This window comes from Streptomyces fulvorobeus (assembly GCF_013167895.1).
Classification (GTDB): domain Bacteria; phylum Actinomycetota; class Actinomycetes; order Streptomycetales; family Streptomycetaceae; genus Streptomyces; species Streptomyces fulvorobeus.
The window spans coordinates 5537908-5563510 of sequence record NZ_BLWC01000001.1 but is presented as its reverse complement, the minus strand read 5'-3'; the positions used below and the strand labels follow the sequence as shown (position 1 = coordinate 5563510).

The following is a 25603-nucleotide window of genomic DNA, read 5'->3' as shown; positions in this document are numbered from 1 at the left end:
CCCCGGGTCAGCGCACCCCGAGCAGGTGGTCCATCGCCAGCTGGTCCAGTACCTCGAACGCCATCCCGCGCTCGGCGGCCGTCGTGATGTCGAACTCCTCGTACGCCGAACGGTCGGCGAGCAGTCCCGCGACCCCGTCCTCGGCGGTGGGCAGGGCCAGCTCGTCCAGACGGGAGGCGCGCAGCGCCTCCTGCACGGCCGGGTCGGCGCGGAAGGCGGCGGCCCGCTCCTTGAGGATCAGGTAGTTGCGCATGCAGCCCTCGGCCGAGGCCCACACCCCCGTGTAGTCCTCGGTCCGCGGCGGCTTGAAGTCGAAGTGGCGCGGCCCTTCGTAGCCACCGCGCTCCAACAGGTCGACCAGCCAGAACGCCTGGCGCAGGTCACCGGCGCCGAAGCGCAGGTCCTGGTCGTACTTGATGCCGGACTGGCCGTTGAGGTCGATGTGGAAGAGCTTCCCGGCCCACATCGCCTGGGCGATGCCGTGCGGGAAGTTGAGCCCGGCCATCTGCTCGTGCCCGGTCTCCGGGTTGACGCCGACGAGCTCCGGGCGCTCCAGGCGCTCGATGAAGGCGAGGGCGTGGCCGATGGTCGGCAGGAGGATGTCGCCGCGCGGCTCGTTCGGCTTGGGCTCGATGGCGAAGCGCAGGTCGTAGCCCTGCTCGGTGACGTAGTCGCCCAGCAGGTCGAACGCCTCCTTCATCCGGTCGAGCGCGACCCGGACGTCCTTCGCGGCGCCGGACTCGGAGCCCTCGCGGCCGCCCCACGCCACGTAGGTGGTGGCGCCGAGCTCGACCGCGAGATCGATGTTGCGGAGGGTCTTGCGGAGCGCGAACCGGCGTACGTCCCGGTCGTTGGCGGTGAAGGCCCCGTCCTTGAAGACCGGGTGGGTGAAGAGGTTCGTCGTGGCCATCGGCACCACGAGTCCGCCGGCGTCCAGCGCCTGCCGGAACCGCTTGACGAGCCCCTCCCGCTCGGCGTCCGTGGAGCCGAACGGGATCAGGTCGTCGTCGTGGAAGGTGACTCCGTACGCGCCGAGCTCGGCGAGCCGCCGCACGGACTCGACCGGGTCGAGCGCCGCGCGGGTGGCGTCACCGAACGGGTCGCGCCCCTGCCAGCCCACCGTCCACAGACCGAAGCTGAACTTGTCCTCCGGTGTGGGCGTGAAGCGTTCCGTCATCGTCTGGCCGCCTTCGAGTGCTGTCGGGTCCGGTGCCGAGCACTGCGGACCCTATTTGTTCACTGTCATGACTAATCATGCACGGGGCACCCCTGTGACGTAACCCCCCACCCCCGGAAAACCCGATTCACCCCTGGTCGGGCCCGCGACGATCACGTAATTTGTTTTCGGCACGGTCAAATACCGGCGTGCGCCGTTCCGCGCACCCGGTGCCAGCACCGTTTCGCAGGACCCGGCACTGTTTCCCAGGCGAGAAGAGGTAGCCCATGCCGCCGCGCAGCGTCGTCATCGGCGTGGACAGCTCCACCCAGTCCACCAAGGCGGCGGTGACCGACGCCGTGACCGGCGAGCTGCTCGCCGTCGGCCGCGCCCCGCACACGGTCACCGGGGAGGGCGGGGCCCGCGAGAGCGACCCCGAGACCTGGTGGCAGGCCCTGTCCCTGGCGGTGGCCGCGGGGATCGAGGAGTCCGGGGTCAGCGCGTCCGCCGTCACCGGTATCGCCGTCGCCGGGCAGCAGCACGGCCTCGTCGTGCTCGACCGCGCCGGCCGGCCCCTGCGTCCGGCGATGCTGTGGAACGACACCCGGTCCGCCCCGCAGGCCACCGCGCTCACCGCGGCGCTGGGCGGCCCCGACGCCTGGACCGCGCGCACCGGCTCCGTACCGGTCGCCTCCCTCACCGCGACGAAGTGGCAGTGGCTTCGCGAGAACGACCCCGGCGCGGCCGCGGCCGCCGCCGCCGTCCGCCTGCCCCACGACTTCCTGACCGAACGGCTCACCGGCACCGCGTTCACCGACCCCGGCGACGCCTCGGGCACCGGCTGGTACTCCACGGCGACCGGCGGCTACGACCCCGAACTGCTCGCCCTCCTCGGCCTGGACGGGGCCCTGCTGCCTGAGGTGGCCGCCACCGGGGCGACCCGGACCGGTTCCCTGACCGCCGCCGCAGCGGCAGCCATCGGCCTGCCGGCCGGGATCGCCGTCGCCGCGGGCACCGGCGACAACATGAGCGCCGCCGTGGGCCTCGGTCTTGGCGGGGCCGGTCTGCTGGACCATCCGGTGCTCAGCCTGGGCACCTCCGGGACGGTGTTCGCCGCGTCCCGCACCCGGCCCGTGTCGGCGGCCCTCTCCGGCTTCGCCGCGGCGGACGGTACGTACCTTCCGCTGGCCTGCACCCTCAACTGCACGCTCGCCGTCGACAGGGTGGCCGCCCTGCTGGGCCTGCACCGCGAGGACACGGCACCCGGCGGCGAGGCCGTCCTGCTGCCGTACCTGGACGGCGAGCGCACCCCCGATCTGCCGCTGGCGTCCGGCCTGCTCACCGGGTTGCGGCACGACACCACCCCGCAGCAACTACTGGGCGCCGCCTACGAGGGCGCGGCCTTCACCGTGCTGCGCGCCCTGGACGAGCTGCTGCGGGCGTGCGGGCTCGACCCGGCCGATCCCGCCGTCGCCGCCCGCCCGCTGCGGCTGATCGGCGGCGGGGCCGGGGGCCGCACCTGGGTGGAGACCGTGCGCCGCCTCTCCGGTCGGCCCCTGGTCGTGCCGGCCGGTGGTGAACTGGTCGCCCGCGGCGCGGCGGCGCTCGCCGCCTCGGCGGCGGGCGGCGGCGACCCCGTGGCCGTGGCGGCCTCCTGGAACAACCCGGCGGACGACCGTCAACTCCCGCCTGTGGAAAGGGACGTGGATACCTGGGAGCGGGTGGGCACGGCGCTGGAGCGGGCCGCGGGGCCGATGTTCGGAGGATGAGACCGGGCGGTGAACCGGCTCGGGTTCACCGCGCGGTCGCCGGTCCCGGGTGGCAGGCCGCCACCGCCCCGAGGGGGCTCATCGCCCGTCTTCGGGCCCTTCGCCGTGGTGCCCCGTCACGTGGCGCAGGCCGCCGAGCAGGTGGGTGCGGAAGTCCGGATCGCGGAACATGTCGCCGGTGTGGCCGAGCGCCGTGTAGAAGACGGCGGCGCCTCCGTGTTCGTGGGTCCAGACGAGGGGGTGGTCGGCGCCCATGCTACCGCCCGTGTAGCTGGACTCGTCGGCGCCGGCGAGGACGCGCACGGAGCCCCGCGGGCTGGCGCGGAAGTCGTACCACTCGTCGGTGAGTTCCCAGGTGGCGCCCAGGTGGCCGGTAGCGGGGTGGTCGTGGTCCTCGACCCGCACGGTACCGGGCTGGAGCTCGGGGTGGCGGGCGAACCTGGCCCCCAGGAGCGCGCCGTAGAACGGCCAGTCGTACTCCGTGCAGGCCGCCGCGTGCACCCCCATGAAGCCGCCGCCCGCGGCACAGTGCGCCCGCAGTCCGGCGCGTCCGGCGGGGTCAGGACGTCGCCGCTGGTGGAGAGGAACACCACGGCGGCGTACGGGCCGAGCCCGTCCTCGAAGACGCGAGGGTCCTCGGTGGCGTGCACGGTGATGCCGTGCTCCGCGCCGAGCTCCTGGAACGCGGCGACACCGTCGGGGATCGAGTCGTGCCGATAGTCGGTGGTCCGGGTGTAGACCAGCACTGCGGGGAGGCTGCGGGAGGGCATACGTACTCCGGGGGAGGTGGGCGGTCTGCGGCCTTCCATGATGTGCCGTGCGGGGTCCTCGGCGCGTACGGGCACCGGGAAAGGGGGTTGCACTCGCCCACGGGCGCGCATTGGCTTGTCCCATGCAGCAACCGCTCCCTCCGCCACGGCAGCCGTCCGCGCTCGACCACCGCTACCGGGGCGAGCATCCGATCCGCACACTGGGCTATCTGCTGCGGCCCGACCGGCGGCGCCTGGCCGTCGGCGTGGCCGCCTTCGTCGTCAAGCACAGCCCTGTCTGGCTGCTCCCGCTGATCACGGCGAACATCATCGACGTGGTCGTCCAGCACCGCCCCGAGCGGGAGTTGTGGCTGAACGCGGGAGCGCTCCTCGTCATCCTCGTACTCAACTACCCCATGCACCTGCTGTACGTCCGCTGTCTGTACGGCAGCACGCGGCGCATGGGCACAGCGCTCCGTGACGCGCTCTGCCGCCGCCTCCAGCAGCTCTCCATCGGCTATCACACCCGGACCAGCGCGGGCGTGCTCCAGGCCAAGGTGGTCCGGGACGTGGAGACCGTGGAGCAGATGACGCAGCAGGCGTCCGACATGGGACTGGCAGCCGTCATCACGCTCATCGGCGGGCTCAGCGTCATCGCGTTCCGCGTGCCCTCCTTCCTCCCCGTCTTCCTGGTGGTCGTCCCGGCCGCCGCCCTCCTCGTCATGAAGCTGCGCTCCCGGCTGCGCAGCCACAACGAGTCCTTCCGCCAGGAGGTGGAACAGTTCTCCGCCCGGGTGAGCGAGATGACCAGCCTCATCCCCATCACCCGGGCGCACGGCCTGGAGCATGCCGCGCTCGGGCGGGTCGACGGCTCGCTGCGTCAGGTGTTCCTGGCCGGAGTGCGGCTCGACCTGCTCAACGGGCGGTTCGGGGCACTCGCCTGGATTCTGCTGAACTCGCTCGGCGTGGCCTGTCTGGCGGGCTCGGCGCTCGTCGCGTACCACGGCTGGCTCCCGATCACCGCGGGTGACGTCGTCATGCTGAGCGCCTTCTTCACCACGCTCACCGGCTCGATGTCCACCCTGCTGAGCCTGGCCCCCGTCATCAGCAAGGGGCTGGAGTCGGTCCGCTCGGCCGGCGAGGTGCTTGAGGCGCCGGATCTGGAGAACAACGCGGGCAAGGACCTCGTCGAGCGCGTCGAGGGGCGGATCGACTTCGAGGGGGTCGGCTTCGCGTACGAGGGGGCGGGCGGCGCCGCGGTCGAGGACTTCACGCTCTCCGCGCGCCCCGGTGAGACGGTCGCCCTCGTCGGCGCCTCGGGAGCGGGCAAGTCGACGGTCCTGAACCTCCTCATCGGCTTCATCCGCCCCACCACGGGGCGGATCGTCCTCGACGGCACGGACATGGCGACACTGGATCTGCGCAGCTACCGGCAGTTCCTCTCGGTCGTGCCGCAGGAGTCGATCCTGTTCGAGGGCAGTATCCGGGACAACGTCACCTACGGGATGGGGGACGCGGACGAGCGGACCGTCCGGGACGCCCTGCGGGACGCCAACGCCCTGGAGTTCGTGGAGAGTCTGCCCGACGGCATCCACACGGTGGTCGGTGAGCGCGGGGCGAGGCTGTCGGGCGGGCAGAAGCAGCGGCTCGCCATCGCCCGCGCCCTGATCCGCAACCCCCGGGTGCTGATCCTGGACGAGGCGACCTCCGCCCTGGACACCCGCTCGGAGGCGCAGGTCCAAGAGGCCCTGGCGCGGCTGGTGCACGGCCGCACGGTGTTCGTGGTCGCCCACCGGCTCTCCACGATCCGGGCGGCCGACCGGATCGTGGCCATGGAGCACGGGCGGATCGCCGAGATCGGCACGCACGAGGAACTGGTGGGACGGGGCGGGGTGTACGCGGGGCTCCAGTCGAAGCAGTCGGCGTAGGGCCGCGCCCGATCCGCGCGCCGGGCACGGTCACACCCGCCGGCTCAGCCGCTCCGCACGGCTGATGACGGTTCCGGCCATGCCGTACGTACCCCCTGCCGGAGCGCTCCCCCGTCGTGTTTCGATGAGGGCCGGGTCACCGCGTGCCGGCTTCGGTGCGCCACCAGGGAGCGGAGTCCTTTTCATGTCCAGGGACAGGGATACGGATACGGGTACGGGCGGGGACAGCGGCACGGCTGCTGTCGCCGGGCCGCGCGTCCACACCCTCGTACCGGGTCCCTCAGGGTGGCCGCTCCTGGGGAATCTGCCCCGGTTCGCGAAGGACCCCCTCGCCTTCTTCGAGCAGCTGCGCGGTCACGGGGACATGGTGAGCTGGCGCTTCGGCCGTAACCCCTGCGTGTTCCTCTCCGACCCGGCCTGCATAGGCGAGCTGCTCACCGAGACGGAACGCACCTTCGCCCAGCCCGCGTTGGGGATCGCGTTCCGTACGGTGATGGGCAACGGCGTGGTGGTGGCGTGGGGGGCGGACTGGCGGCGCAAGCGTTCGCTGGTCCAGCCGTCCGTGCGGCCCAGGCAGGTGAAGTCGTACGCCTCGACGATGGCCGCGTGCGCGGTGGAGCTGGCCGACACCTGGGCGGACGGTGCGCGCGTGGACGTCAGACGGGAGATGGCGGCGCTGACACAGCGGATCGCGGTCCGCACGATCTTCGGTGTGGACACCCCGGCCGACGCGGACGCGATGGGCCGGGCGATGGACGTCGCGCAGCAGGAGATCGGCAAGGAGTTCAGCGGTATCGGTGCGGTCCTCCCCGACTGGGTGCCGACACCGGGCCGGCGCCGGATCAGGAAGGCCGCCGCCGTCATCGACGCCGAGGTGGCCCGGGTCGTGGCCCGCCACCGCGACGGTGACGGGGAGCGCCCCGATCTGCTGAGCCGGCTGCTCACCGCGGTCGACGAGACCGGCGCGCACCTCACCGACGAGGAGATCCGCGACGAGACGGTCACCCTCTACATCGGCGGTCACGAGACGACCAGTTCGACGCTGGTGTGGGCCTGGTACCTGCTCTCCCGCAGCCCGCGGGCGCGCGCGGCCCTCACGGAGGAGCTGGACCGGGTGCTGGGTGAGCGCGAACCCGGCTTCGACGACTACGCGCGGCTGACCCGGACCCAGTCGGTGGTGAAGGAGACACTGCGCCTGTACCCGACGATCTGGCTGGTCACCGGGGTGGCCGGGGAAGGCGCGCGGATCGGCGGTGTACCGATGCCCGAGGGCACCCGGGTGTGGACCAGCCAGTGGTCCACCCAGCGCGACCCGCGCTGGTTCCCGGATCCCGAGACGTTCCGGCCCGAGCGCTGGGACCCCGTGGACGGCGACGAGATCGCGGAGTACGCGTGGTTCCCGTTCGGGGGCGGCCCCAGGGTGTGCCTCGGTACGCGGTTCGCGATGGTGGAGGCCGTCCTGGTCCTGGCGGTGCTGGCGCGCCGGTTCGATCTGGACGTGGACCCGGGCGACATCGGCCACGTACCGTCGCTGACGCTCCAGCCGGACCGGGATGTGACGGCGACGGTGCGAGCGCGCTGAGGACGCGGCGAGGGGCCCGTACCCGCCGGTCGGAGGGTACGGGCCCGTGGGAGTCACGCAGGCGTCCCCTTCAGGACAGCGTGTCCTAGAAGACGCTGAGGCCGTACAGGCTCAGCGGCCGGGTGACCGGCTCGAAGAACGTGGTGCCGCCGGAGGTGCAGTTGCCGCTGCCGCCGGAGAGCAGGCCGTACGCGGTGTTGCCCGCGAAGAGCGGGCCGCCGCTGTCGCCGGGCTGGGCGCAGGCGTTGGTCTGGATCGTGTTGTAGACCAGTTGGCCGTTGCCGTAGTTGACGGTGGCGTTCAGGCCGGTGACGGAACCGGTGCGGTAGCCGGTGGTGCTGCCGGAGCGCTCGATGCGCTGGCCGACGGTGGGGCTGCCGGCGTTGATGATGTCGCGGTAGGTGCCGTTGTACAGGTACACGCGGCCGTCGGCGGCGGCGGGGTTGGAGTGCTGGATGACCCCGTGGTCGTAGTTCGGGAAGACGGTCTGTCCCGGCACCGCCGTACCGATGCTCCAGCTGGGCCGGCCGGTGGTGCAGTGGCCCGCGGTGAGCGCGAAGTACTGACGCGCCGAGTTGACGACGTTGAAGCCGAGGGAGCAGCGGACGCCGGACGAGGTGATGGCCTCACCACCGGCGATCAGGCGGCTGAACTTGCCTGGCGTGCGCTTGATCTCCAGTCTCCCGGTCTGGTCGCCGGCCGCCTTCTTTATTCTGTTGATCTCCGCCGCCGACACCGTGCTGTCGGCTGTGACGACGACCTTGCCCGACGCCTTGTCGGTGAACCAGGCCGTGCCACCGACGTCGGCACTGAGCACGGCGTCGCCGGCCTGTGCGAGTTGGGCGACGGTGGCCTTGGTGTCCGCGGGTGCCGGAGATGCCGTGGCGGTGGGGACCACGAGCGCGGACACGGTCGCGAGGCTGGCGACGACGGTGGCGGCGCGGACTTTCCGGGTGACAGAGCCCGAAGACAGAAACGTCTTGACCTTCATGCGTCCTCCGATGACAGGTCCTGGGCCCGTTCGGTGTCCGGGCCCCAGGTCACGTCGGCGGCGGTCCCCTGCGGCGTGTGGGACGCCTCGGGACCGCCACAACGATGGTTGAAGCTTGGATGTAGCCATCCCCCGCCAACAAGTTCGCCTTTCGGACACTCTGGTGAAGGGCCGCGGCACGGGACGCGGTTGGCAGGATGGCGCTCTTGTCAGCCCTGGCGCGGAATGCGGCGGCCGGACGAGGACATGACGATCTCTCAGCTTCGCCGGGCTCCTGCCGTGCTGATCGTGCTGACGGCCCACGTGTCACGCACCAGAGGGAAACGCGCCACCCGTGACAGCGCCGGGGCATGCACGGTGACCCTTCATGGAGAACAAAGGTTTCGCTGTTCAGAGTCGCGCCGATATCGAGGGGGCGCGTCCGGGCGGTGAGCGCGTCCGGGAACGTGGCTGATTCGTGAAGATTCAGTGGATCATTCCGGAATATCTTGTGGCGTATCAGGGAAGGCCGGGCCGACTGTGCGCTCGTCCTCCGCGTCCGGCTCCGGGACGGCCGCAGGACCGGAGCGCCTTCAGGGCGTCCCGGCCGGAAACGCCCCCCGGCGGCAGTCGCCCGGCCACGGCCGTATGGGCCACATTGCCCGGCTTACCGCAGCGTTGCCGGTGTCCGGTTCGACGCCTTCGCGGGCGCTCCGGTACGAACGCGCTCCTCACGGACTCGCATCCGGGCAGGGCGAATCCCCTCGGCCTGACCGGGACAGCGCCCTAGTCACTGAGCCACTTCTTCCACACCTGCGGGTTCTTGCCGATCCAGCGCCCGGCCGCCTCCTGCGGAGTGAGATTCTCCGAAGCGATCATCCTGGACACCTCGTTCTGCGCGTCCTCGGTCCAGTTGAACTTCTTCAGGAAGTCCGCCGCCTCGCCGCCGCGCTGGGAGAAGTCGGCGTTGAGGTACTTCTGAAGGGGAGTCCTCGGGTAGGCGCAGTCGATGTCCTCCGGGGCCTTGGCTCCGCACGCCTCGGTGTACTCGGGCAGCTTCACCTCGACCATCGGCACCTCGTTGAACAGCCACTGGGGCTGGTACCAGTAGCTCAGGAAGGGCTTCTTCTCCTTGGCGAACTGCTGGATCTGGGTGATCTGGGCGGCCTCGGAGCCCGCGAAGACCACCTTGTAGTCCAGGTCCAGGTTCTTCACCAGGGCGGTGTCGTTGGTGACGTAGGACGGTGAACCGTCCATGAGCTGGCCCTTGTCCCCGCTCTCCGGGGTGCGCAGTTCGTCGGCGTGGTCGTCGAGGTTCCGCCAGTCCGTGACATCGGGGTGCTCGTCCGCCCAGTACTTCGGTACGTACCAGCCGATGTGGCCGGTGACGCCCAGGTCGCCGGCGGAGACGATGGTCTTCTTCTCCTCGACGTACAGCTTCTCCTGGTCGGGGTGGCCCCAGTCCTCCAGGATCGCGTCGACCCTTCCCTGGCTCAACGCGTCCCAGGCGGGGATCTCGTCGGTCTGGACGAGGTCGACGCGGTAGCCGAGTTCGTCCTCCAGCAGCTTCCGGGCGACGGCCACGTTGGCCTGCGCGCCGACCCAGGACTGTACGGACAGGGTGACGGTCCTGATGCCGGCCGGGGCGGCGAACGGCGAGGTCTGCCGCGTCATGTCCGCCGCGCCGCAGCCGGTGACGGCGAGCAGGACCACGGCCGACGAAGCGGCAGCGAGCACCCGGGGACGGGTGCGGATCGGCGTACGCGCCATGTCAGCTCTCCTTCCGCGCGGTGCGCGTGGTGGGCTGGGTGACCCGGTCCAGCATCAGCCCCAGACAGACGATGGCGGCGCCCGCGACGAGGCCGGTGGCCAGGTCGCCCTGGGCGAGGCCGAGCACGACGAGGTATCCGAGCCCGCCGGAGCCGACGAGCGCGCCGATGATGACCACGGCGAGGACCAGGACGACTCCCTGGTTGACGGCGAGGAGCAGCGCGGGCCTGGCCAGGGGCAGCTGGACCTGGCGCAGCTGCTGACCCCGGGTGGCGCCCAGCGAGCGGGCGCACTCCATGGCGGCGGGGTCGACGCCCCGGAGTCCCTGGGTGGTGATGCGGATGACGGCCGGGAGCGCGTACACGACCGCGGCTGCCGCGGCGGGGGCGCGGCCGACACCGAAGAGGGCGACGACCGGGATGAGGTAGACGAACTGCGGCATGGTCTGGAAGACGTCGAGGACCGGGCGCAGCAGGCGTTCGAACCGTTCGCTCCGGGCGGCGCCGACCGCGGTGGCGAAGCCGATGACCAGGGTGACGGCCACGGCGGCGACGACCTGGCTCAGGGTGTCCATGGAGGGTTCCCAGACGCCGAGGACGCCGATGGCGGCCAGGGCGAGTACGGCGGTGAGCGCCGTGCGCCAGGTGCCGATGGTCCAGGCGAGAGCGGCGACGATCAGCAGCACCGACCACCAGGGCAGTCCCTGCAACCCGCTGCGCAGCGGGTTGAGTATCCAGTTGGTGAAGTGGGCGGCCCAGTCGGCGGTGCCGCCGATGACCGGTACCCCGGTGTAGAGGTGGTCGACCATCCACTCCTTGGCGGTGTTGACCGGTCCCGCGACGGCCACGATCGCGCCCTCGGGCCAGATCCGGCCGCCCGTGAACCGTCCCACGACGACGACGGCCGCCACGATCACGGCGGCCAGGCCCCAGCCGCGTGCTCCGCGCAGGACGGCGGGGCCGGTGGGCTCCGCTCCGACGCGCCGGCCCGCGGCCTCGGTCGTACGGTCCAGGACGACGGCGAGCAGCACGATCGGGATGCCCGCGGCGAGTGCGGCACCGACGTCGACGGAGGACAGTGCCTGGTAGACGCGGTCACCCAGGCCGCCGGCGCCGATCACGGAGGCGATGACGGCCATCGACAGGGCCATCATGATCGTCTGGTTGAGGCCGAGCAGCAGCTCCTTGCGGGCGAGCGGCAGCCTGGCCGTGAGCAGCCGCTGCCTGCCGGTCGCACCGAGCGAGCTGACGGCCTCCATGACGCCCGGGTCGGCGCCGCGCAGTCCGAGTGCGGTGAGCCGTGCCATCGGCGGAGCCGCGTAGACGACGGTCGCGAGGACCGCGCCGGGCACCCCGATGCCGAAGACCAGTGCGACGGGCAGCAGGTAGGCGAAGGCGGGGAGCACCTGCATGGTGTCCAGTACGGGGCGCAGTGCGCGGAACGTACGGTCCGAGAGTCCGGCCGCGAGGCCGAGGAGCACGCCGAGCGCCACGGACGCGAGGACGGCGACGACCATCAGGGCGAGCGTCTGCATGGTCGGCACCCACATGCCGAGCAGACCGCATACGACGAAGGAGACCGCGGCGGTGAGGGCGAGCCGCGAGCCGGCGGCCCGCCAGGCCATGACGGCGGCGACCGCGGTGACGCCGGCCCAGCCGAGGGCGAGCAGCAGCAGGTAGACACCGCGCACGGAGAGCACGACGGCGTTGCTGAGGTGGCCGAGGAAGTACAGGAACAGGGGGTGGCTGTCGCGGTTGGCGATGATCCAGTCGTTGACCTCGCCGAGGGGGGCCGTCAGATCGACGGTCAGCGCGCCGGGCCAGGGCGCGCCGGACCAGCGGGCGTGCACCACCGGTACCGCGACGGCGGCGATCAGGGCGAGCGCCAGCAGCTTCACGGCGGTGGGCCGGCGGAGCAGCGTCAGGAGCGGACGGCGGCCCGGCGGCCCCGCGACGCCGGGGGTGGCGGCGTGGGCGGTGGCCATCAGGCGGCCACCTCGCGGGGGTTGGCGGCCTGTGTCCCGGCGACGACCCCGAGCAGGCAGGCGTGGTCGACGACTCCGACGAGCCTGCCGTTGTCCATGACGCGGGCCGCCGGGCCGCCGGAGCGGGCGACGGCTTCGATGGCCTCGGAGACGGTGGCGTCGGGGCGGACCGCGGGACCTCGCTCACCCTCGCCCGCGGCCGGCGGCCGCATCGCGCCGGCGACGGTGAGGACCTGTTCGCGCGGGACGTCGCGGACGAATGCGCGTACGTAGTCGTCGGCGGGCGATCCGACGATCTCCTCGGGGGTGCCGAGCTGGACGATGCCGCCGTCACGCATGAGCGCGATACGGGTGCCCAGGCGCAGCGCCTCGCTGAGGTCGTGGGTGACGAAGACCATGGTCCGGCCCTCCTCGCGGTGCAGCCGGACGACCTCGTCCTGCATCTCCCGGCGGGTCAGGGGGTCGAGAGCGCTGAAGGGTTCGTCGAAGAGCAGTACGGACGGGTCGACGGCGAGTGCGCGGGCCAGGCCGACGCGTTGCTGCTGACCGCCGGAGAGCTGGGAGGGTCGGCGGCCCTCAAGGCCGGCGAGCCCGACCTTCTCCACCAGCCCGGCCGCCCTGCGCCGCCGCTCGGCCCTGCCCAGGCCCTGGATCTCCAGGCCGTAGGCGACGTTGTCCAGGACGGTGCGGTGCGGCAGCAGTCCGAAGTGCTGGAAGACCATGGCCGCGCGGTGGCGGCGGAGCTCACGCAGGCGTGTGCGGTCCATGGCGAGCACGTCCTCGCCGTCGATGGCCAGGGTGCCGCTGGTGGGCTCGATCAGGCGGGTCAGGCAGCGTACGAGGGTGGACTTGCCGGAGCCCGACAGGCCCATGACGACGAAGACCTCACCCTTGCGCACGTCGAAGGAGACGTCCCGTACGGCGGCGGTGCAGCCGGTGCGTTCGCGCAGTTCGGCCGGGGAGAGCTCGGCGTGTTCACCGCCGGGGACGCGGTCGGCCTTGGGGCCGAAGACCTTCCAGAGGTTCCCCACGGCGAAGACGGGGGTATCGGTCGCGGTCATCGGACATCGCCTCCAGTGGCCGGACCGAGCAGTTCCGCGCATTTCTCGCCGACCATGAGGACGCCGATCATCGGATTGACGGCGGGCATCGTGGGGAAGACGGAGGCGTCGGCGATCCGGAGGGATTCCAGCCCTCGCACGCGCAGTTGGGGATCGACGACGGCCGCCGGGTCGTCGGCCGCACCCATCCGGCAGGTGCCCGCCGGATGGTAGACGGTGTGCGCGACCTTGCGGGCGTAGGCGCTGATGTCCTCGTCGGAGGTGATCTCCGGCCCGGGGCACACCTCGCGCTTGAGCCAGTGCGCGAGCGGTTCGGTCTTCGCTATCTCGCGGGCGAGCTTGATCCCGTCGACCAGTGTGCGGCCGTCGTAGTCGTCCTCGTCGGTGAAGTAGCGGAAGTCCAGGGCCGGTTTGACCTCGGGGTCGGCGCTGGTGAGGAAGAGGCGGCCCCGGCTGCGCGGCTTGGGGATGTTGGGCGTCATCGACACACCGTGTTCGGGGCGCTCGTAGCCGAGGCGTTCCGGGTGGTCGGTGAAGGGGATCTGGTAGAAGTGGAACATCAGGTCCGGGCCCGGTGAGCGGGGGTCGCGCCGGACGAAGAGGCCCGCGTCGGAGTCCATCGCGGAGTTCTCCGGGATGGGGCCCTCGGTCTCCCAGACGATGACGGACTCCGGGTGGTCGAGCAGGTTCTCGCCGACGCCCGGCAGGTCGTGGACGACCGGGATGCCGAGCGCCTCCAGGTCCCGCTTCGGACCGATGCCGGAGTGCATCAGCAGCCGGGGGGTGTCCACCGCGCCCGCGCAGACGATCACTTCGCGGGTGGCCCGCAGCAGGAGCTCCTCGCCCTCCTGGGTGCGCACGCGCACCCCGGTGGCGCGGTTGCCGTCGAACTCCAGCCGGTGGGCCCAGGTCTCCAGCATGATCGAGAGGTTGGGGCGGTCGCCGGCCTCGATGTGCGGGTGGAGGTAGGCGACGGAGGCGGAGGAGCGCTTGTTGTCCTGCGGGTGGTAGGCGAGGTCGAAGAAGCCGACGCCCTCGTGGAACGGCTTCCTGTTGAAGCCCTCGACGCGCGGGACTCCGGCGGCGGCCTGTGCGGCGTCGACGAAGTCACGGGCGATGGCGTTCCTGTCCTTCTCGTCCACCGGCACGATGTGGTTGCGCAGCCGGGCGAAGTAGGGGTCCATGGCCGCCGCGTCCCAGCCGTCGGCGCCCGCATCGGCCCACTCGTCCCAGTCGCCGGGCAGCGGCTTGAAGCTGATCAGCGTGTTGTGCGAGGAGCAGCCGCCGAGCACCCGGGCGCGGCTGTGGCGGATGTGGGAGTTGCCGCGCGGCTGTTCGGTCGTCGGGTAGTCGTAGTCCAGCTCGCCGCCGAGCAGTCCGAGCCAGCGCCGCAGGGTCAGCACGTCGTCGCGGCCGACGTCGGTGGGACCGCCCTCGATCACGGTGACGGTGACACCGGGGTTCTCCGTGAGCCGGGAGGCGATGACCGAGCCGGCCGTACCGCCTCCGACGATCAGGTAGTCGACCGGTCCGGGCTCGGCCGTGCGGGGGGTCGGGGGCATCGGTCACTGCTCCTTCTGCAAGGTTCGTGCGTGTACGGGCTGCCGCGAACAGGGGATCGGCGGATCGCTCAGCCGGCGAACCAGCGCTGGGGGCGCGGGTTGAGGTTCTGGTAGATGTGCTTGGACTCGCGGTACTCGGCGAGTCCGGTGGGACCGAGTTCGCGGCCTGTCCCCGACTTGCCGAACCCGCCCCACTCGGCCTGCGGGAGGTACGGGTGGTAGTCGTTGATCCAGACGGTGCCGTGCCGCAGCCGTCCCGCGACCCGGCGGGCGCGGCCCGCGTCGGTGGTCCAGACGGCGCCCGCCAGGCCGTAGTCGGTGTCGTTGGCCAGGGTGACGGCCTCTTCCTCGGTACGGAAGGTCTCGACGGTGAGGATCGGGCCGAAGGTCTCCTCGCGGACCACCTTCATCCCGCGGTGGCAGCCGTCCAGGACGGTCGGCCGGTAGAAGTAGCCGCTCGCGGGCCGTACCGGGGAGGGTTCGGGGCGGGCGCCGCCGGAGCGGACGACCGCGCCCTCCTCGCGCGCGGAGGCGACGTACGCCTCGACCTTGGCGAGCTGCTGGGCGGAGACGAGCGGTCCGCATTCGACGCCGTCCTCGGTTCCGCGGCCGAGCCTGATGGCGTCGGCGCGGCGGGCCAGCTCGGTGACGAAGCGTTCGCGGACGGACTCCTCGATGATGAGCCGGGCCCCGGCGGAGCAGACCTGCCCGCTGTGGAAGAACGCGGCGTTCAGCGCCTGGTCCACGGCGGTGTCGAAGCCGGCCTCGGTGGCGCAGGCGTCGGCGAAGACGACGTTGGGGTTCTTGCCGCCGAGCTCCAGGGCGACCTTCTTGACGGTGGGGGCGGCGGCCTGCGCCACCTTCGTACCGCTGGCGAGTCCGCCGGTGAAGGAGACCAGGTCGACGTCGGGGTGTTCGGAGAGCCGGGCGCCCACCGGGTCGCCGGCACCGGTGACGAGGTTGGCCGTGCCGTCCGGCAGCCCGGCCTCGGACAGCAGCCGGATCAGGTGGACGGTGGACAGCGGGGTGACCTCGCTGGGCTTGAGCACGAAGGTGTTGCCCGCGGCGAGGGCGGGGGCGATCTTCCAGCTGGCCTGGAGGAGGGGGTAGTTCCACGGGGCGATCAGCGCGCAGACGCCCACCGGCTCGTGCACGACGATGCTGTGGACGTCGGGGTCGCCCGCGTCGACGACCCGGCCGCCGCTCTCGTTCATCACGAGGTCGGCGAAGTAGCGGAAGGCGTTGGTCACGTCGTCGACGTCCACGCGCCCCTCTTCGAGGGTCTTGCCGGTGTCGCGGCTCTCGACGAGGGCGATCTCCTCGCGGTCGCGCTGGAGGAGGTCCGCGACGCGGCGCAGCAGCCCGGCGCGGTCGGCGACCGCGCGGTGGGGCCAGGGGCCGTCGTCGAAGGCGCGGCGCGCGGCGGCGACCGCCCGGTCCGTGTCCTCGGTGCCGCCCTCGGCGACGAGGGCGAGGACGGTGGCGTCGGCGGGGTCGATGATCTCGCGGGTCGCCCCTGAGGCGGCGGCCTGCCACCTGCCGTCGATGTGGATGGTGTCGAGCGCCGCCATGTCCTGTGTCTGCCTTCCCTGCCGAGATGCTTCCCGCCGGATCGGCCGGGGAGCGCGTGCGCGGGCGGCCACGATCCGGGCGCACCAGCGGCCTGGGCCCCTCCCCGGTCCGGCGCTATGTATGCCAAGAATCTCACTCTGCGTGATGTGACTCACTCCGCGCTCCTCCCTCGCCCGGGAAACGCCACGGCCCGCCGGGCGTCCCTGGTCGGGGAGGCCGGCGGGCCGTGGCGGTGGCCGGACGCGCGAGCGGGCAGGCGGCTCCCGGTCCGGGCCCGTACCGGGCTCAGGCGGCCACGGTGACCGTCCCCTTCCCCGCCCCCGTCGCCCCGGAGCCCTCCACCCGCACGTGGTACGCCCGGTCCGTGCCCTGCGCCGTGACCCGCACGGTGCCGTCCTCGTGTACGACGTGGAAGGCGGCGGCCGGAGCACCCGACAGATCCGGTACGCGTACGGTCCGCCCGGCGCCGGGCAGGTCACCGAACACCCGCAGGGTCAGTCCGTCCAGCCAGTCCCCGTCCGGCCGCTGGTCGTCGGCGCCCCAGGGCAGTACGGCCCCGGGGCGCACCAGCAGGGGCAGGCTGTCGAAGCCGTGCGTCTCGTGGTGCCACGCGGGGCCGGTGATCCGCTCGCCGGTCAGCAGTGAGGTCCAGGTGCCCTCGGGGACGTAGAACTCCACCTCGCCGTCGCCGGAGAAGACCGGGGCGACGAGCAGGTCCGGGCCGAGCATGTACTGGCGGTCCAGCGTGCGGGTGGCCGGGTCCTGCGGGAACTCCACCAGCATGGGGCGCATCATCGGGACGCCCGTGCGGTGCGCCTCGGCGGCCACCCCGTACAGGTAGGGCATCAGCCGGTGTTTGAGGAGGGTGAACCGGCGTGCCACGTCCACCGCTTCCTCCCCGAAGGCCCACGGCACCCGGTAGGACACGTTGCCGTGGAGCCGGCTGTGCGAGGACAGCAGCCCGAAGGCGAGCCACCGCTTGAAGACCTCCGGGTCCGGGGTGCCCTCGAAGCCGCCGATGTCGTGGCTCCAGAAGCCGAACCCGGACAGGCTCAGGGACAGGCCGCCGCGCAGCGACTCGGCCATCGCGGTGAACGAGGCGAAGCAGTCGCCGCCCCAGTGCACCGGGAACTGCTGGCCGCCCGCCGTCGCCGAGCGGGCGAAGAGCACCGCCTCGCCGCGCCCGCGCTCCTTCTCCAGGAGCTCGAATACGGTGCGGTTGTAGATCTGTGCGTAGTAGTTGTGCATCCGCTCCGGGTCGGAGCCGTCGTGCCAGACGACATCGGTGGGCACGCGCTCGCCGAAGTCCGTCTTGAAGCAGTCCACGCCCTGGTCGAGCAGGGCCCTCAGCTTGCTGCCGTACCACTCGCGCGCGGCCGGGTCGGTGAAGTCGACGAGCGCCATGCCGGGCTGCCACAGGTCCCACTGCCAGACGTCGCCGTTCGGTCTGCGCACCAGATAACCGTGTTCGGCGCCCTCCGCGAAGAGCACGGACTTCTGCGCGATGTACGGGTTGATCCACATGCTGATCCGCAGTCCGCGCTCCTTGAGCCGGGCCAGCATGCCTTCCGGGTCGGGGAACACGTCCGGGTCCCAGAGGAAGTCCGACCACTGGTACTCGCGCATCCAGAAGCAGTCGAAGTGGAACACGGTCAGCGGGATGCCGCGCTCGGCCATCCCCTCGACGAAGGACGTGACGGTCTTCTCGTCGTAAGAGGTGCAGAACGAGGTGGTCAGCCACAGGCCGAAGGACCAGGCGGGCGGCAGCGCGGGACGGCCGGTCAGCGCGGTGTAGCGGGCCAGCACCTCCTTGGGTGTGGGCCCGGCGACCACGTAGAACTCCAGCGACTGGTCCTCGACGCTGAACTGCACCTGTCCCACGGACTCGGAGCCGATCTCGAAGGCGACCTTGCCCGGATGGTTGACGAAGACGCCGTAGCCGCGCGAGGAGAGGTAGAACGGGATGTTCTTGTACGCCTGCTCACTGCTGGTTCCGCCGTCCGCCTGCCAGATGTCGACGCTCTGGCCGTTCTTGACGTACGGCGTGAAGCGCTCGCCGAGGCCGTAGACGTTCTCGCCCACCGCGAGAGCGAGCTGGGTGATCATGTGGTGTGCGCCGTCAGGAGTGGTGGCGAAGGCGGTGCCCTTGGCGTCCACACCGGTGAGGCGTCGCCCCCCGGCGTCCAGGAAGGACATCCCCCATGGTCCGTCGCCGTCCATGCGCAGGGTCAGCGGACCGCTGGTCAGCTCGGTGACCGGGCCGTCCCTGTGGACCCGGGCCGGTGAAGCGGGGCCTGGGCCGGACAGCAGGGCGAAGTCGGGCCCGCGTCTCGCCCTTCCGGCGTGGTGGGTGGTACGCACGCCGATGATCCCCTCGGCGGGCGAGAAGCACTCGACGGTGATCAGCGGGGTGTTGAGGGTGTCGCCGCGCTCGGTGACGTGTTTGACGGCCGCGTAGGCGGTGAAGCGGTCGTCCTCCGCGCGCAGATCACGGATCTCGGTCGCGTAGCAGGCGCGGACGCCCTCCCGCATGAGCCAGAAGCCGTCGGTGAACTTCATGAGGACTCCTTGGCGGAGACGAAGGCGAGGTGGGCGAGGCGTACGCCGCCGCGCAGTGCGACCCGTACGTCGTGGACTCCGCGGACGGTGAGCTCCGCGTCATGGCCGCGGATGTCGTACGGTCCCCCGCCGCCCGGAAGGGTGACGTCCGCCGACGCCCCCTCCACCGTCACCTCGACGGACCCCCGTCCGGCCGCCGACACCGTGACGGCCCGCACTCCGTCCCCGAAGTCGCAGCGGCTGAAGAGGAGTTCGCCGCCGGACTCGCACGAAGGGGTCACCGCGTCCCCGGCCGTCTTCGAGCGGTCGACGATCCGCGTGCCCCGCTGCTCGTCGTAGTCGGCCGCGTCGAGCCCGCGCCGCAGGACGGGCCGGGGGCCGGACGGTTCGCCCGCCACGCTCACCTGGGTCCGCACCCGGATGTCCGCGCTGGAGGCACCCGCGAGCAGTTCGTACGTGCCGGGCTCGACGGTCCAGCGGCCGTGGGCCACGTCCCAGTGGCCCAGTTCCGCCACCGGAACCGGGAACTCGACGCGCTCCCCCGCGCCCGCCGCGAGGTGCGCCCTGCGATGGCCGACCAGCTTGCGCAGCGGCAGGCCGGCCTCAGCTCCGACCTGCCGCACGTACAGCTGGACGACCTCGTCACCGTCGCGGGGACCGGTGTTGGTGAGCGTGAGCGACACCCGGACCAGGTCCTCGTCGCGTACGGCGCTCAGAGCCGCGTAGGTGAAGTCGGTGTACGTGAGGCCGTGGCCGAACGGGTAGAGCGGGGTCCCGCGGAAGTAGAGGTACGTCTGCCGGGAGCCGATGATGTCGTAGTCCAGCAGGTCCGGCAGGTCGGCGTCGGCGGCGTACCAGGTCTGCGGGAGCCGGCCGGCCGGGGAGACGTCGCCGGAGAGGACGCGCGCGAGGGCGGTGCCCGCGGCCTGACCGCCGTGGGCGGTCCACAGCAGGGCGGGCAGGGTGGCCGCCGCCTCGGTGACCGCGTACGGATAGGACGAGGTCAGCACCAGGACGGTACGGGGGTTCGCGGCGTGCGCCGCACGCCACAGCCGCTCCTGCTGGGGCGGCAGGCCGAGCGTGGTGCGGTCCTCGGTCTCACGCCCGTTGATGTGGGGGTCGTTCCCGGCGACGACGACCACGGTGTCCGCGGCGGCGGCGGCGCGTGCCACGGCGTCCTCGCCGCGCTCGGCCACCTCGACCTGGAAGACCGCGGCGGGGGCGGCGGGGGTTTTCTCGCCTGGGGCGGCAACCTTTACCCCGCCGGCGGCGACAGACACGTACCCACCCGTCCCTATGTGCAGAAGGCGGTGCGCGCCGTCGTGTCCCTCCACCGGTTCCAGGCGGAACGTCTCCTGGACGACCCAGCCTCCCGGCGCGTCGGCGGAGGCGCGTACGTAGCCGTCGTCCGCGACCGACAGGTAGCGGCCGCCCCCGGTGCGCAGGGTGAGGACGCCGCCGCCCCAGTCGACCAGGGCCAGTTCGGTGGCGCGCTCCCCGCAGGTCAGCGGCGGCAGATCGGTGCGGCCCGCGAGCAGCGCCGGGTCGAGGGCGCCCCCGGCGCCGGGCGCCGGGTCGGTGTCGGTGTCGGTGTCGGTGTCGGGGACCTGGAGCCATCCCTCGGCGCACCTGAACCGGACCCGGTCGGCGCCCTCGGCGAAGACGACGTTCCCGGCGCCGTACCGTTCCCGCAGTCCGTCGAGCGGGGTCGAGCGGTGCAGGAGTGTGCCGCTGTACCAGTCGAGCTTGCAGGCGTCCGCGAGGAGTCCGACGACGGCGACGGTCCGGCCGGCCTCCGGTGCCAGGGGCAGCAGCCCGTCGTTCTTGAGCAGGACGACGGCCTGCTCGGCTGCCTCCTGTGCGAGGGCGCGGTGCCCGGCCGTGTCGAAGTCGGCGGCGCCCGCGTACGGGTCGAGCCCGGGGTCGAACTCGCCGAGCGAGAGCCGCAGGGTGAGCAGTCTGCGTACCGCCGTGTCGATGTCGTTCTCGTCGATGAGGCCCTTGGCGAGCGCGTCGCGGACGCGCCCGGTCATGACGGCGGAGTCCTGGCCGTGGTCGGTGAAGCTGTCGACGCCGGCCTTCAGGGCGGCGGCGGTCGCCTCCTCGTGCGTGTCGTAGTAGTGCTCGGAGTCGACCAGGTTGGAGGGCGCCCCGGCGTCCGAGCAGACGACGAGGGACTGCTCGGTCCAGCGGCGGAGCTGCTGGTCCAGGAGGGGCGAGAGGTGGTTGGGGCGGCCGTTGACCAGGTTGTACGCCGGCATGACACCGGCTACGGCGCCGGCCCGCACGGCGTCGCGGAAGGCCCGCAGGTCGTACTCGTGCAGCACGCGCGGGCGGACCGAGGAGGAGGTGGTGTCACGGTCGGTCTCGTTGTTGTGCGCGAGCCAGTGCTTGAGGACCGGGGCCGTGCGCCAGTAGAGGGGGTCGTCACCACGCAGCCCCCGGGTGTACGCGACGGCGATGGCGGAGGTCAGTGCCGGGTCCTCGGCGTACCCCTCCTCGCCCCGGCCCCACAGCGGATGGCGCAGCAGATTCACGGTGGGGGCCCAGACGTTGAGCCCGACCCGGTCGTCGCCGGCCCGTTTGGCGCGGACCTCGTTGCCCACGGCCTCTCCGATCCGGCGCACGAGTGCGTCGTTCCAGGTGGCGCCGAGCCCGACAGCCTGCGGGAAGACCGTCGCGGTGCCCATCCAGGCGACTCCGTGGAGTGCTTCCTGTCCGGTGCGGAAGGCCCCGAGTCCCAGCCGCTCCACCGGGGGCGCGAACTGGTGGAGCATCGCGATGCGTTCCTCCAGCGTCAGCCGTCGCAGCAGGTCGTCGGCGCGCCGGGCGAAGGGCAGCCGCGGGTCGCGGAAGGGCAGCGAATGGTCCGTCACGTGCGGGTCCCCTTGGAGAGGTGGGAGGTCTGAGCGCTCCGTCGAGGCGCAGCCCGAGAAGATCTTTCGAAGCGCTTCGATGCTCCGTGCCGAACCCTGCGAGTGTCAAGGGTGCGGCAGCGCTCAGCCGCGCCCTGACGCTCTGCCAGGCCCCGCCTGGCGCCCACGGCACCCGGGAAACGGAACGGGGGCAGCCGCGGCGAATTGGGGATCGGACTCTTGTGCGGCCGGATGGCTTCACTTAACCTCGCTGCAACATCGAAGCGCTTCGACAGGTTTCGGGACCGGCCGGTTCGTCCGGCTCAGTCAGTAACGCCCCACCTCAGACACAGGAGCCGACCGGCGCTCATCCGCCGTGTGTCCTGGTGCGCCTCGAAGGGTTGACGCAATGACGCCGAATTCCTCCTCTTCCCCGAGCCGGAGAAGCTTCCTCGCTTCCACCGCGGTCGTCGTGGCCGCCGTGGGAGGCGGAGTACCTCTGCTCACCGCCTGCGGCGGCTCGGGCGACGAGAAGAACGAGGGCACCACGACCGGCAGGAAGCTCAAGGGCCTGCTGCCGGCGTACGTCCCCTCCGAGGCCGTCACCCCGGACATCCCCGCCAGGAACGGCTCCGCCATCGGCTTCACCACCGCCAGGCCCGCCGGCCAGCTGGCCGTGTCGGTGCCCGAGAAGCTGGGCAAGGGCGGCGAGGTCAGCATCATGGCCCCGCTGTGGGGCACCTCGCCCGGCACCGGCAACGCGTACTGGACCGCGATGGACGAGGCGGCCGGGGTCAAGGTCAAGTGGCAGAACCAGGACGGCAACGTCTACGGCCAGAAGCTCGGCGCCGTCCTCGCCTCCAGCAACGTCCCCGACGCCGTGGTCGTGCCCAGCTGGGAGCTGAACGGCAAGATCCCGAGCGCGATCACCAACAAGTTCGCCGACCTCGGGCCCTACCTGGCGGGCGACAAGGTCAAGGCGTACCCGAACCTCGCGGCCATCCCGACCGGCGCCTGGCAGCGGGCGGTCTTCGGCGGCAAGCTGCGCGGCCTGCCCTTCCCGGCGGAGTCCACACCCAACATCGCGCCGTTCTACCGGCCCGACGTCTTCGAGGAGCGCGGCTACCAGGTCCCGGCCACCACCCAGGAGTTCTACGACCTGTGCAAGGAGATGAACGCCCCCAGGAGCAAGGTGTGGGCCTGCGGTGACATGACGTGGTCGGCGTTCGCCTTCTTCGGAGTGCTGGCCGAGAAGCCGCACTACTGGAAGCTCGTGGACGGCAAGCTCGTCAACCGCTACGAGACCGACGAGTACCTCGAAGCGCTGGAGTGGTCGCGCTCGCTGTACTCCGCCGGCTTCGTCCATCCCGACGTCAAGGCCGAGCGGGGCGACCAGAAGAACCTGTTCTCCTCCGGCAGGCTCATGATGTACAACGCCGACATCTCCGACTGGTACGGCGCGACGGCCGTCCAGCGGCTGGCCGACCCGAAGTTCACCATGGCGGCGATGGACATCTTCGCCCACGACGGCGGCGAGCCCACCCTCTACGCGGCCCCGCCCTCCAACATCTGGTGCTTCGTCAGCGAGAAGGCCGACAAGAGGAAGATCGAGGAGATCCTCGCCCTCGCCAACTTCACGGCGGCCCCGTACGGCTCCAGGGAGCAGCGCCTGAAGGCGTACGGCGTCGAGGGCGTCCACCACACCGTCAAGGACGGTGTGATCGCCAAGACCGAGGACGGCAACAACCAGGTCTTCGCCACCTACGAGTACATCGCGGGCCCGGCCGCCTTCCGCGCCTTCCCCGACCACCCGGACGTCGCCAAGGGCATGGTCGAGTGGCAGCAGCGCCAGGGCGCGCACACCCGGAAGCCGCTCTTCTACGGCATGCAGGTCCAGGAACCGGCCCGGTACGCGGAGCTCAACGCCCAGTTCGAGGATCTGGAGAAGGACATCGTCCGGGGCCGCAAGAAGGTCTCCGACATGCAGCAGAACGTCTCCGACTGGCGTACGCGCGGTGGCGACAAGCTCCGCGACTGGTACAAGAAGCTGCTCGACGAGACCGGCGACTCGGCCTCCTGACATGGTCGACACCGAATCCCGCGCCGAGCCGCAGGCGCGTCACCCGGCCACGGGGAGGAAGCGCCCCGAGCCCGCGAAACCCGCGGGCGGGATCACGCTGCGGCACCGGTTGCGGCGTGACCGCACGCTGATCCTGATGACGCTCCCGGCCATCGTCCTCCTGCTCGTCTTCGCGTACGTCCCGCTCGCCGGGAACGTCGTCGCCTTCCAGGAGTACGACCCGTACATCGCCGACAACGCCTTCCAGGCCATCCTCCAGAGCCCCTGGGTCGGCCTCGACCAGTTCCGGCAGATGATGGACGACCGCCTGTTCTGGGCGGCGCTGCGCAACACGCTCGCGATCTTCCTGATCCAGCTGACGCTGTTCTTCCCGGTCCCGGTCCTGCTCGCCCTGTTCATCAACAGCTTCGTCCGGCCGCGTGTCCGCGCCGTGGCGCAGGCGATCCTCTACCTTCCGCACTTCTTCTCCTGGGTGCTCGTCGTCACCGTCTTCCAGCAGATGTTCGGTGGCGCCGGCCTCATCTCGCAGACCCTGCGGGACCACGGCCACGACGGCATCGACCTGATGACCGACCCCGGTCTGTTCAAGTTCCTGATCACCTTCGAGATGATCTGGAAGGACGCCGGCTGGGGCGTCATCGTCTTCCTCGCGGCCCTCGCATCCGTCAGTCCCGACCTGTACGAGGCGTCCGCGATGGACGGGGCGAACCGGTGGCGCCGGATCTGGCACATCACGCTGCCCGCCCTGCGCCCCGTCGTCGCCCTGCTGCTGGTCCTCCAGGTCGGCAACGCGCTGACCGTCGGGTTCGAGCAGATCCTGCTGCAGAGGACCGCCGTGGGCCCCGGCGCCTCGGAGGTGCTGGACACCTACGTCTGGAACGTCGGCATCACCAACGGCGGTTTCAGCTACGCGGCGGCCGTCGGCATCGTCAAGGGAATCGTCGGCCTGCTGCTCGTGCTCGCGGCCAACAAGGTCGCCCATCTCATGGGCGAGCAGGGGGTGTACAGGAAGTGAGCCTGACTACGGAGAAACTGAGCGGACGTCAGCGGGGCCCCGCGGTACGGGGCAGGCTGCGGCCGGTGTGGGAGGAGGAGCCGGCCAGGGCCGGACTCGCGGCCAAGGGCGTCGTCCTGGTCGTGGTCTGCCTCGCGGTGCTCTTCCCCTCTGGGTGGTGGTCGTCACCAGCCTCTCATCGGTGGAGACCATCACCGGGACGGGCGGACTCGTGGTGATCCCCCGGGACATCACCTTCGTCGCGTACCAGGAACTCCTCGGCGGCGGCCAGGTGACCCGGGCCACCCTCGTCAGCCTGGGTGTGACGGTGGTCGGCACGCTGTTCAGCATGACGGTGTCGGTCATGTGCGCCTACGGGCTCTCCCGCAGCGGATCGGTCCTCCACCGGCCGTTCCTGATCGTCCTGCTCGCCACCATGTTCTTCGGCGCCGGTCTCATCCCCACCTACCTGGTGGTGCAGGGCCTCGGCCTCACCGACTCCTACCTGTCGCTGATCCTGCCCAGCGCCCTGAACGTCTTCAACATCCTGGTCCTGCGCGCCTTCTTCATGAGCACCGCGCAGGAGCTCATCGAGAGCGCCAGGATCGACGGGGCCGGCGACTTCCGCATCCTGTGGCAGATCGTCATGCCGCTCTCCCGGGCCGTCATCGCGGTGATCACGCTGTTCTACGCGGTCGGCTACTGGAGCGCCTGGTTCAACGCCTCGATCTACCTCAGCGATCCCGACATGCTCCCCCTGCAGAACATCATGAACCAGCTGGTCCTCAAGCAGGAGAGGCCCGTGGGGCTCGCCCAGGCCATCAACACCGGAGGACTCTCCCCGCTCGCCGTCCAGATGGCCGTGATGGTGCTGGCCCTGCTGCCCGTGGCGGTCCTCTCGCCGTTCGTCCAGAAACACTTCAAGAAGGGCATGCTCACCGGGGCGGTCAAGGGCTGAGCCCGCGAGCCGCACCCTCCTCTCCCGCACAGTGCGACCCCACCACTCCCCCAC

14 protein-coding genes and 2 pseudogenes are annotated in these 25603 nt (G+C 71.4%); 6 read left to right on the top strand and 10 right to left on the bottom strand.

Translation table 11 applies throughout. From position 1 onward, the window contains the following. Positions 1–7 precede the first annotated feature (7 nt). The gene (gene xylA, locus Sfulv_RS24935) at positions 8–1177 is read right to left on the bottom strand and encodes a xylose isomerase (RefSeq protein WP_173316735.1); all 1170 of its coding nucleotides are present in this window, start codon (positions 1175–1177) and stop codon (positions 8–10) included. Positions 1178–1443: 266 nt separating this feature from the next. On the opposite strand from xylA, the gene xylB reads away from it, so the two are divergent. Further along, entirely contained in the window at positions 1444–2925 is a 1482-nt protein-coding gene (xylB, locus tag Sfulv_RS24930) for a xylulokinase (protein WP_173316734.1), read from the top strand. 78 nt (positions 2926–3003) lie between these two features. Here the strand turns inward: xylB and Sfulv_RS24925 are convergent. Next, positions 3004–3695, bottom strand: a pseudogene (locus tag Sfulv_RS24925) (ThuA domain-containing protein). A 122-nt stretch (positions 3696–3817) separates the two neighbouring features. Here Sfulv_RS24925 and Sfulv_RS24920 point away from each other — a divergent pair. Next, entirely contained in the window at positions 3818–5602 is a 1785-nt protein-coding gene (locus Sfulv_RS24920) for an ABC transporter ATP-binding protein (RefSeq protein WP_173316733.1), read from the top strand. 184 nt (positions 5603–5786) lie between these two features. After that, positions 5787–7184 (top strand): cytochrome P450, encoded by a 1398-nt coding sequence (locus Sfulv_RS24915; protein WP_173316732.1) that lies wholly within the window; start codon positions 5787–5789, stop codon positions 7182–7184. 85 nt (positions 7185–7269) lie between these two features. On the opposite strand, the gene Sfulv_RS24910 is transcribed toward Sfulv_RS24915, so the two are convergent. From Sfulv_RS24910 to Sfulv_RS24875, 8 genes are all read right to left on the bottom strand, one after another. After that, positions 7270–8175, bottom strand: coding sequence for a S1 family peptidase (locus Sfulv_RS24910; protein WP_173316731.1), 906 nt, complete (start codon positions 8173–8175; stop codon positions 7270–7272). Between the two features lie 765 nt (positions 8176–8940). After that, positions 8941–9924: an ABC transporter substrate-binding protein gene (locus tag Sfulv_RS24905; protein WP_173316730.1), complete on the bottom strand. Its 984-nt coding sequence runs from the start codon at positions 9922–9924 to the stop codon at positions 8941–8943. A gap of 1 nt (position 9925) precedes the next feature. Further along, complete coding sequence (locus Sfulv_RS24900) at positions 9926–11908, bottom strand: ABC transporter permease (RefSeq protein ID WP_173316729.1); 1983 nt, start codon at positions 11906–11908, stop codon at positions 9926–9928. Then, entirely contained in the window at positions 11908–12969 is a 1062-nt protein-coding gene (locus tag Sfulv_RS24895) for a quaternary amine ABC transporter ATP-binding protein (protein ID WP_173316728.1), read from the bottom strand. The genes Sfulv_RS24900 and Sfulv_RS24895 overlap by 1 nt, the downstream gene beginning before the upstream one ends. Then, positions 12966–14531: a GMC family oxidoreductase gene (locus Sfulv_RS24890; RefSeq protein ID WP_173316727.1), complete on the bottom strand. Its 1566-nt coding sequence runs from the start codon at positions 14529–14531 to the stop codon at positions 12966–12968. The genes Sfulv_RS24895 and Sfulv_RS24890 overlap by 4 nt, the downstream gene beginning before the upstream one ends. Positions 14532–14599: 68 nt before the next feature. Then, positions 14600–16102, bottom strand: a complete 1503-nt coding sequence (locus Sfulv_RS24885) for an aldehyde dehydrogenase family protein (protein ID WP_173316726.1) — start codon at positions 16100–16102, stop codon at positions 14600–14602. A 286-nt stretch (positions 16103–16388) separates the two neighbouring features. Continuing rightward, complete coding sequence (gene yicI, locus Sfulv_RS24880) at positions 16389–18662, bottom strand: alpha-xylosidase (RefSeq protein ID WP_173316725.1); 2274 nt, start codon at positions 18660–18662, stop codon at positions 16389–16391. Beyond that, complete coding sequence (locus tag Sfulv_RS24875) at positions 18659–21538, bottom strand: glycoside hydrolase family 3 C-terminal domain-containing protein (RefSeq protein ID WP_173316724.1); 2880 nt, start codon at positions 21536–21538, stop codon at positions 18659–18661. Before Sfulv_RS24875 ends, yicI begins: the two co-directional genes overlap by 4 nt. A 388-nt stretch (positions 21539–21926) precedes the next feature. Here Sfulv_RS24875 and Sfulv_RS24870 point away from each other — a divergent pair, with 388 nt between their 5' ends. The 3 genes and pseudogenes from Sfulv_RS24870 (at position 21927) to Sfulv_RS24860 (ending at position 25549) form a co-directional block, all read left to right on the top strand. Then, positions 21927–23597: an extracellular solute-binding protein gene (locus tag Sfulv_RS24870; protein WP_173316723.1), complete on the top strand. Its 1671-nt coding sequence runs from the start codon at positions 21927–21929 to the stop codon at positions 23595–23597. 1 nt (position 23598) lies between these two features. Continuing rightward, positions 23599–24612, top strand: coding sequence for an ABC transporter permease (locus Sfulv_RS24865; protein ID WP_173316722.1), 1014 nt, complete (start codon positions 23599–23601; stop codon positions 24610–24612). Between the two features lie 2 nt (positions 24613–24614). Further along, positions 24615–25549: pseudogene (locus Sfulv_RS24860) on the top strand (carbohydrate ABC transporter permease). Positions 25550–25603 lie beyond the last annotated feature (54 nt).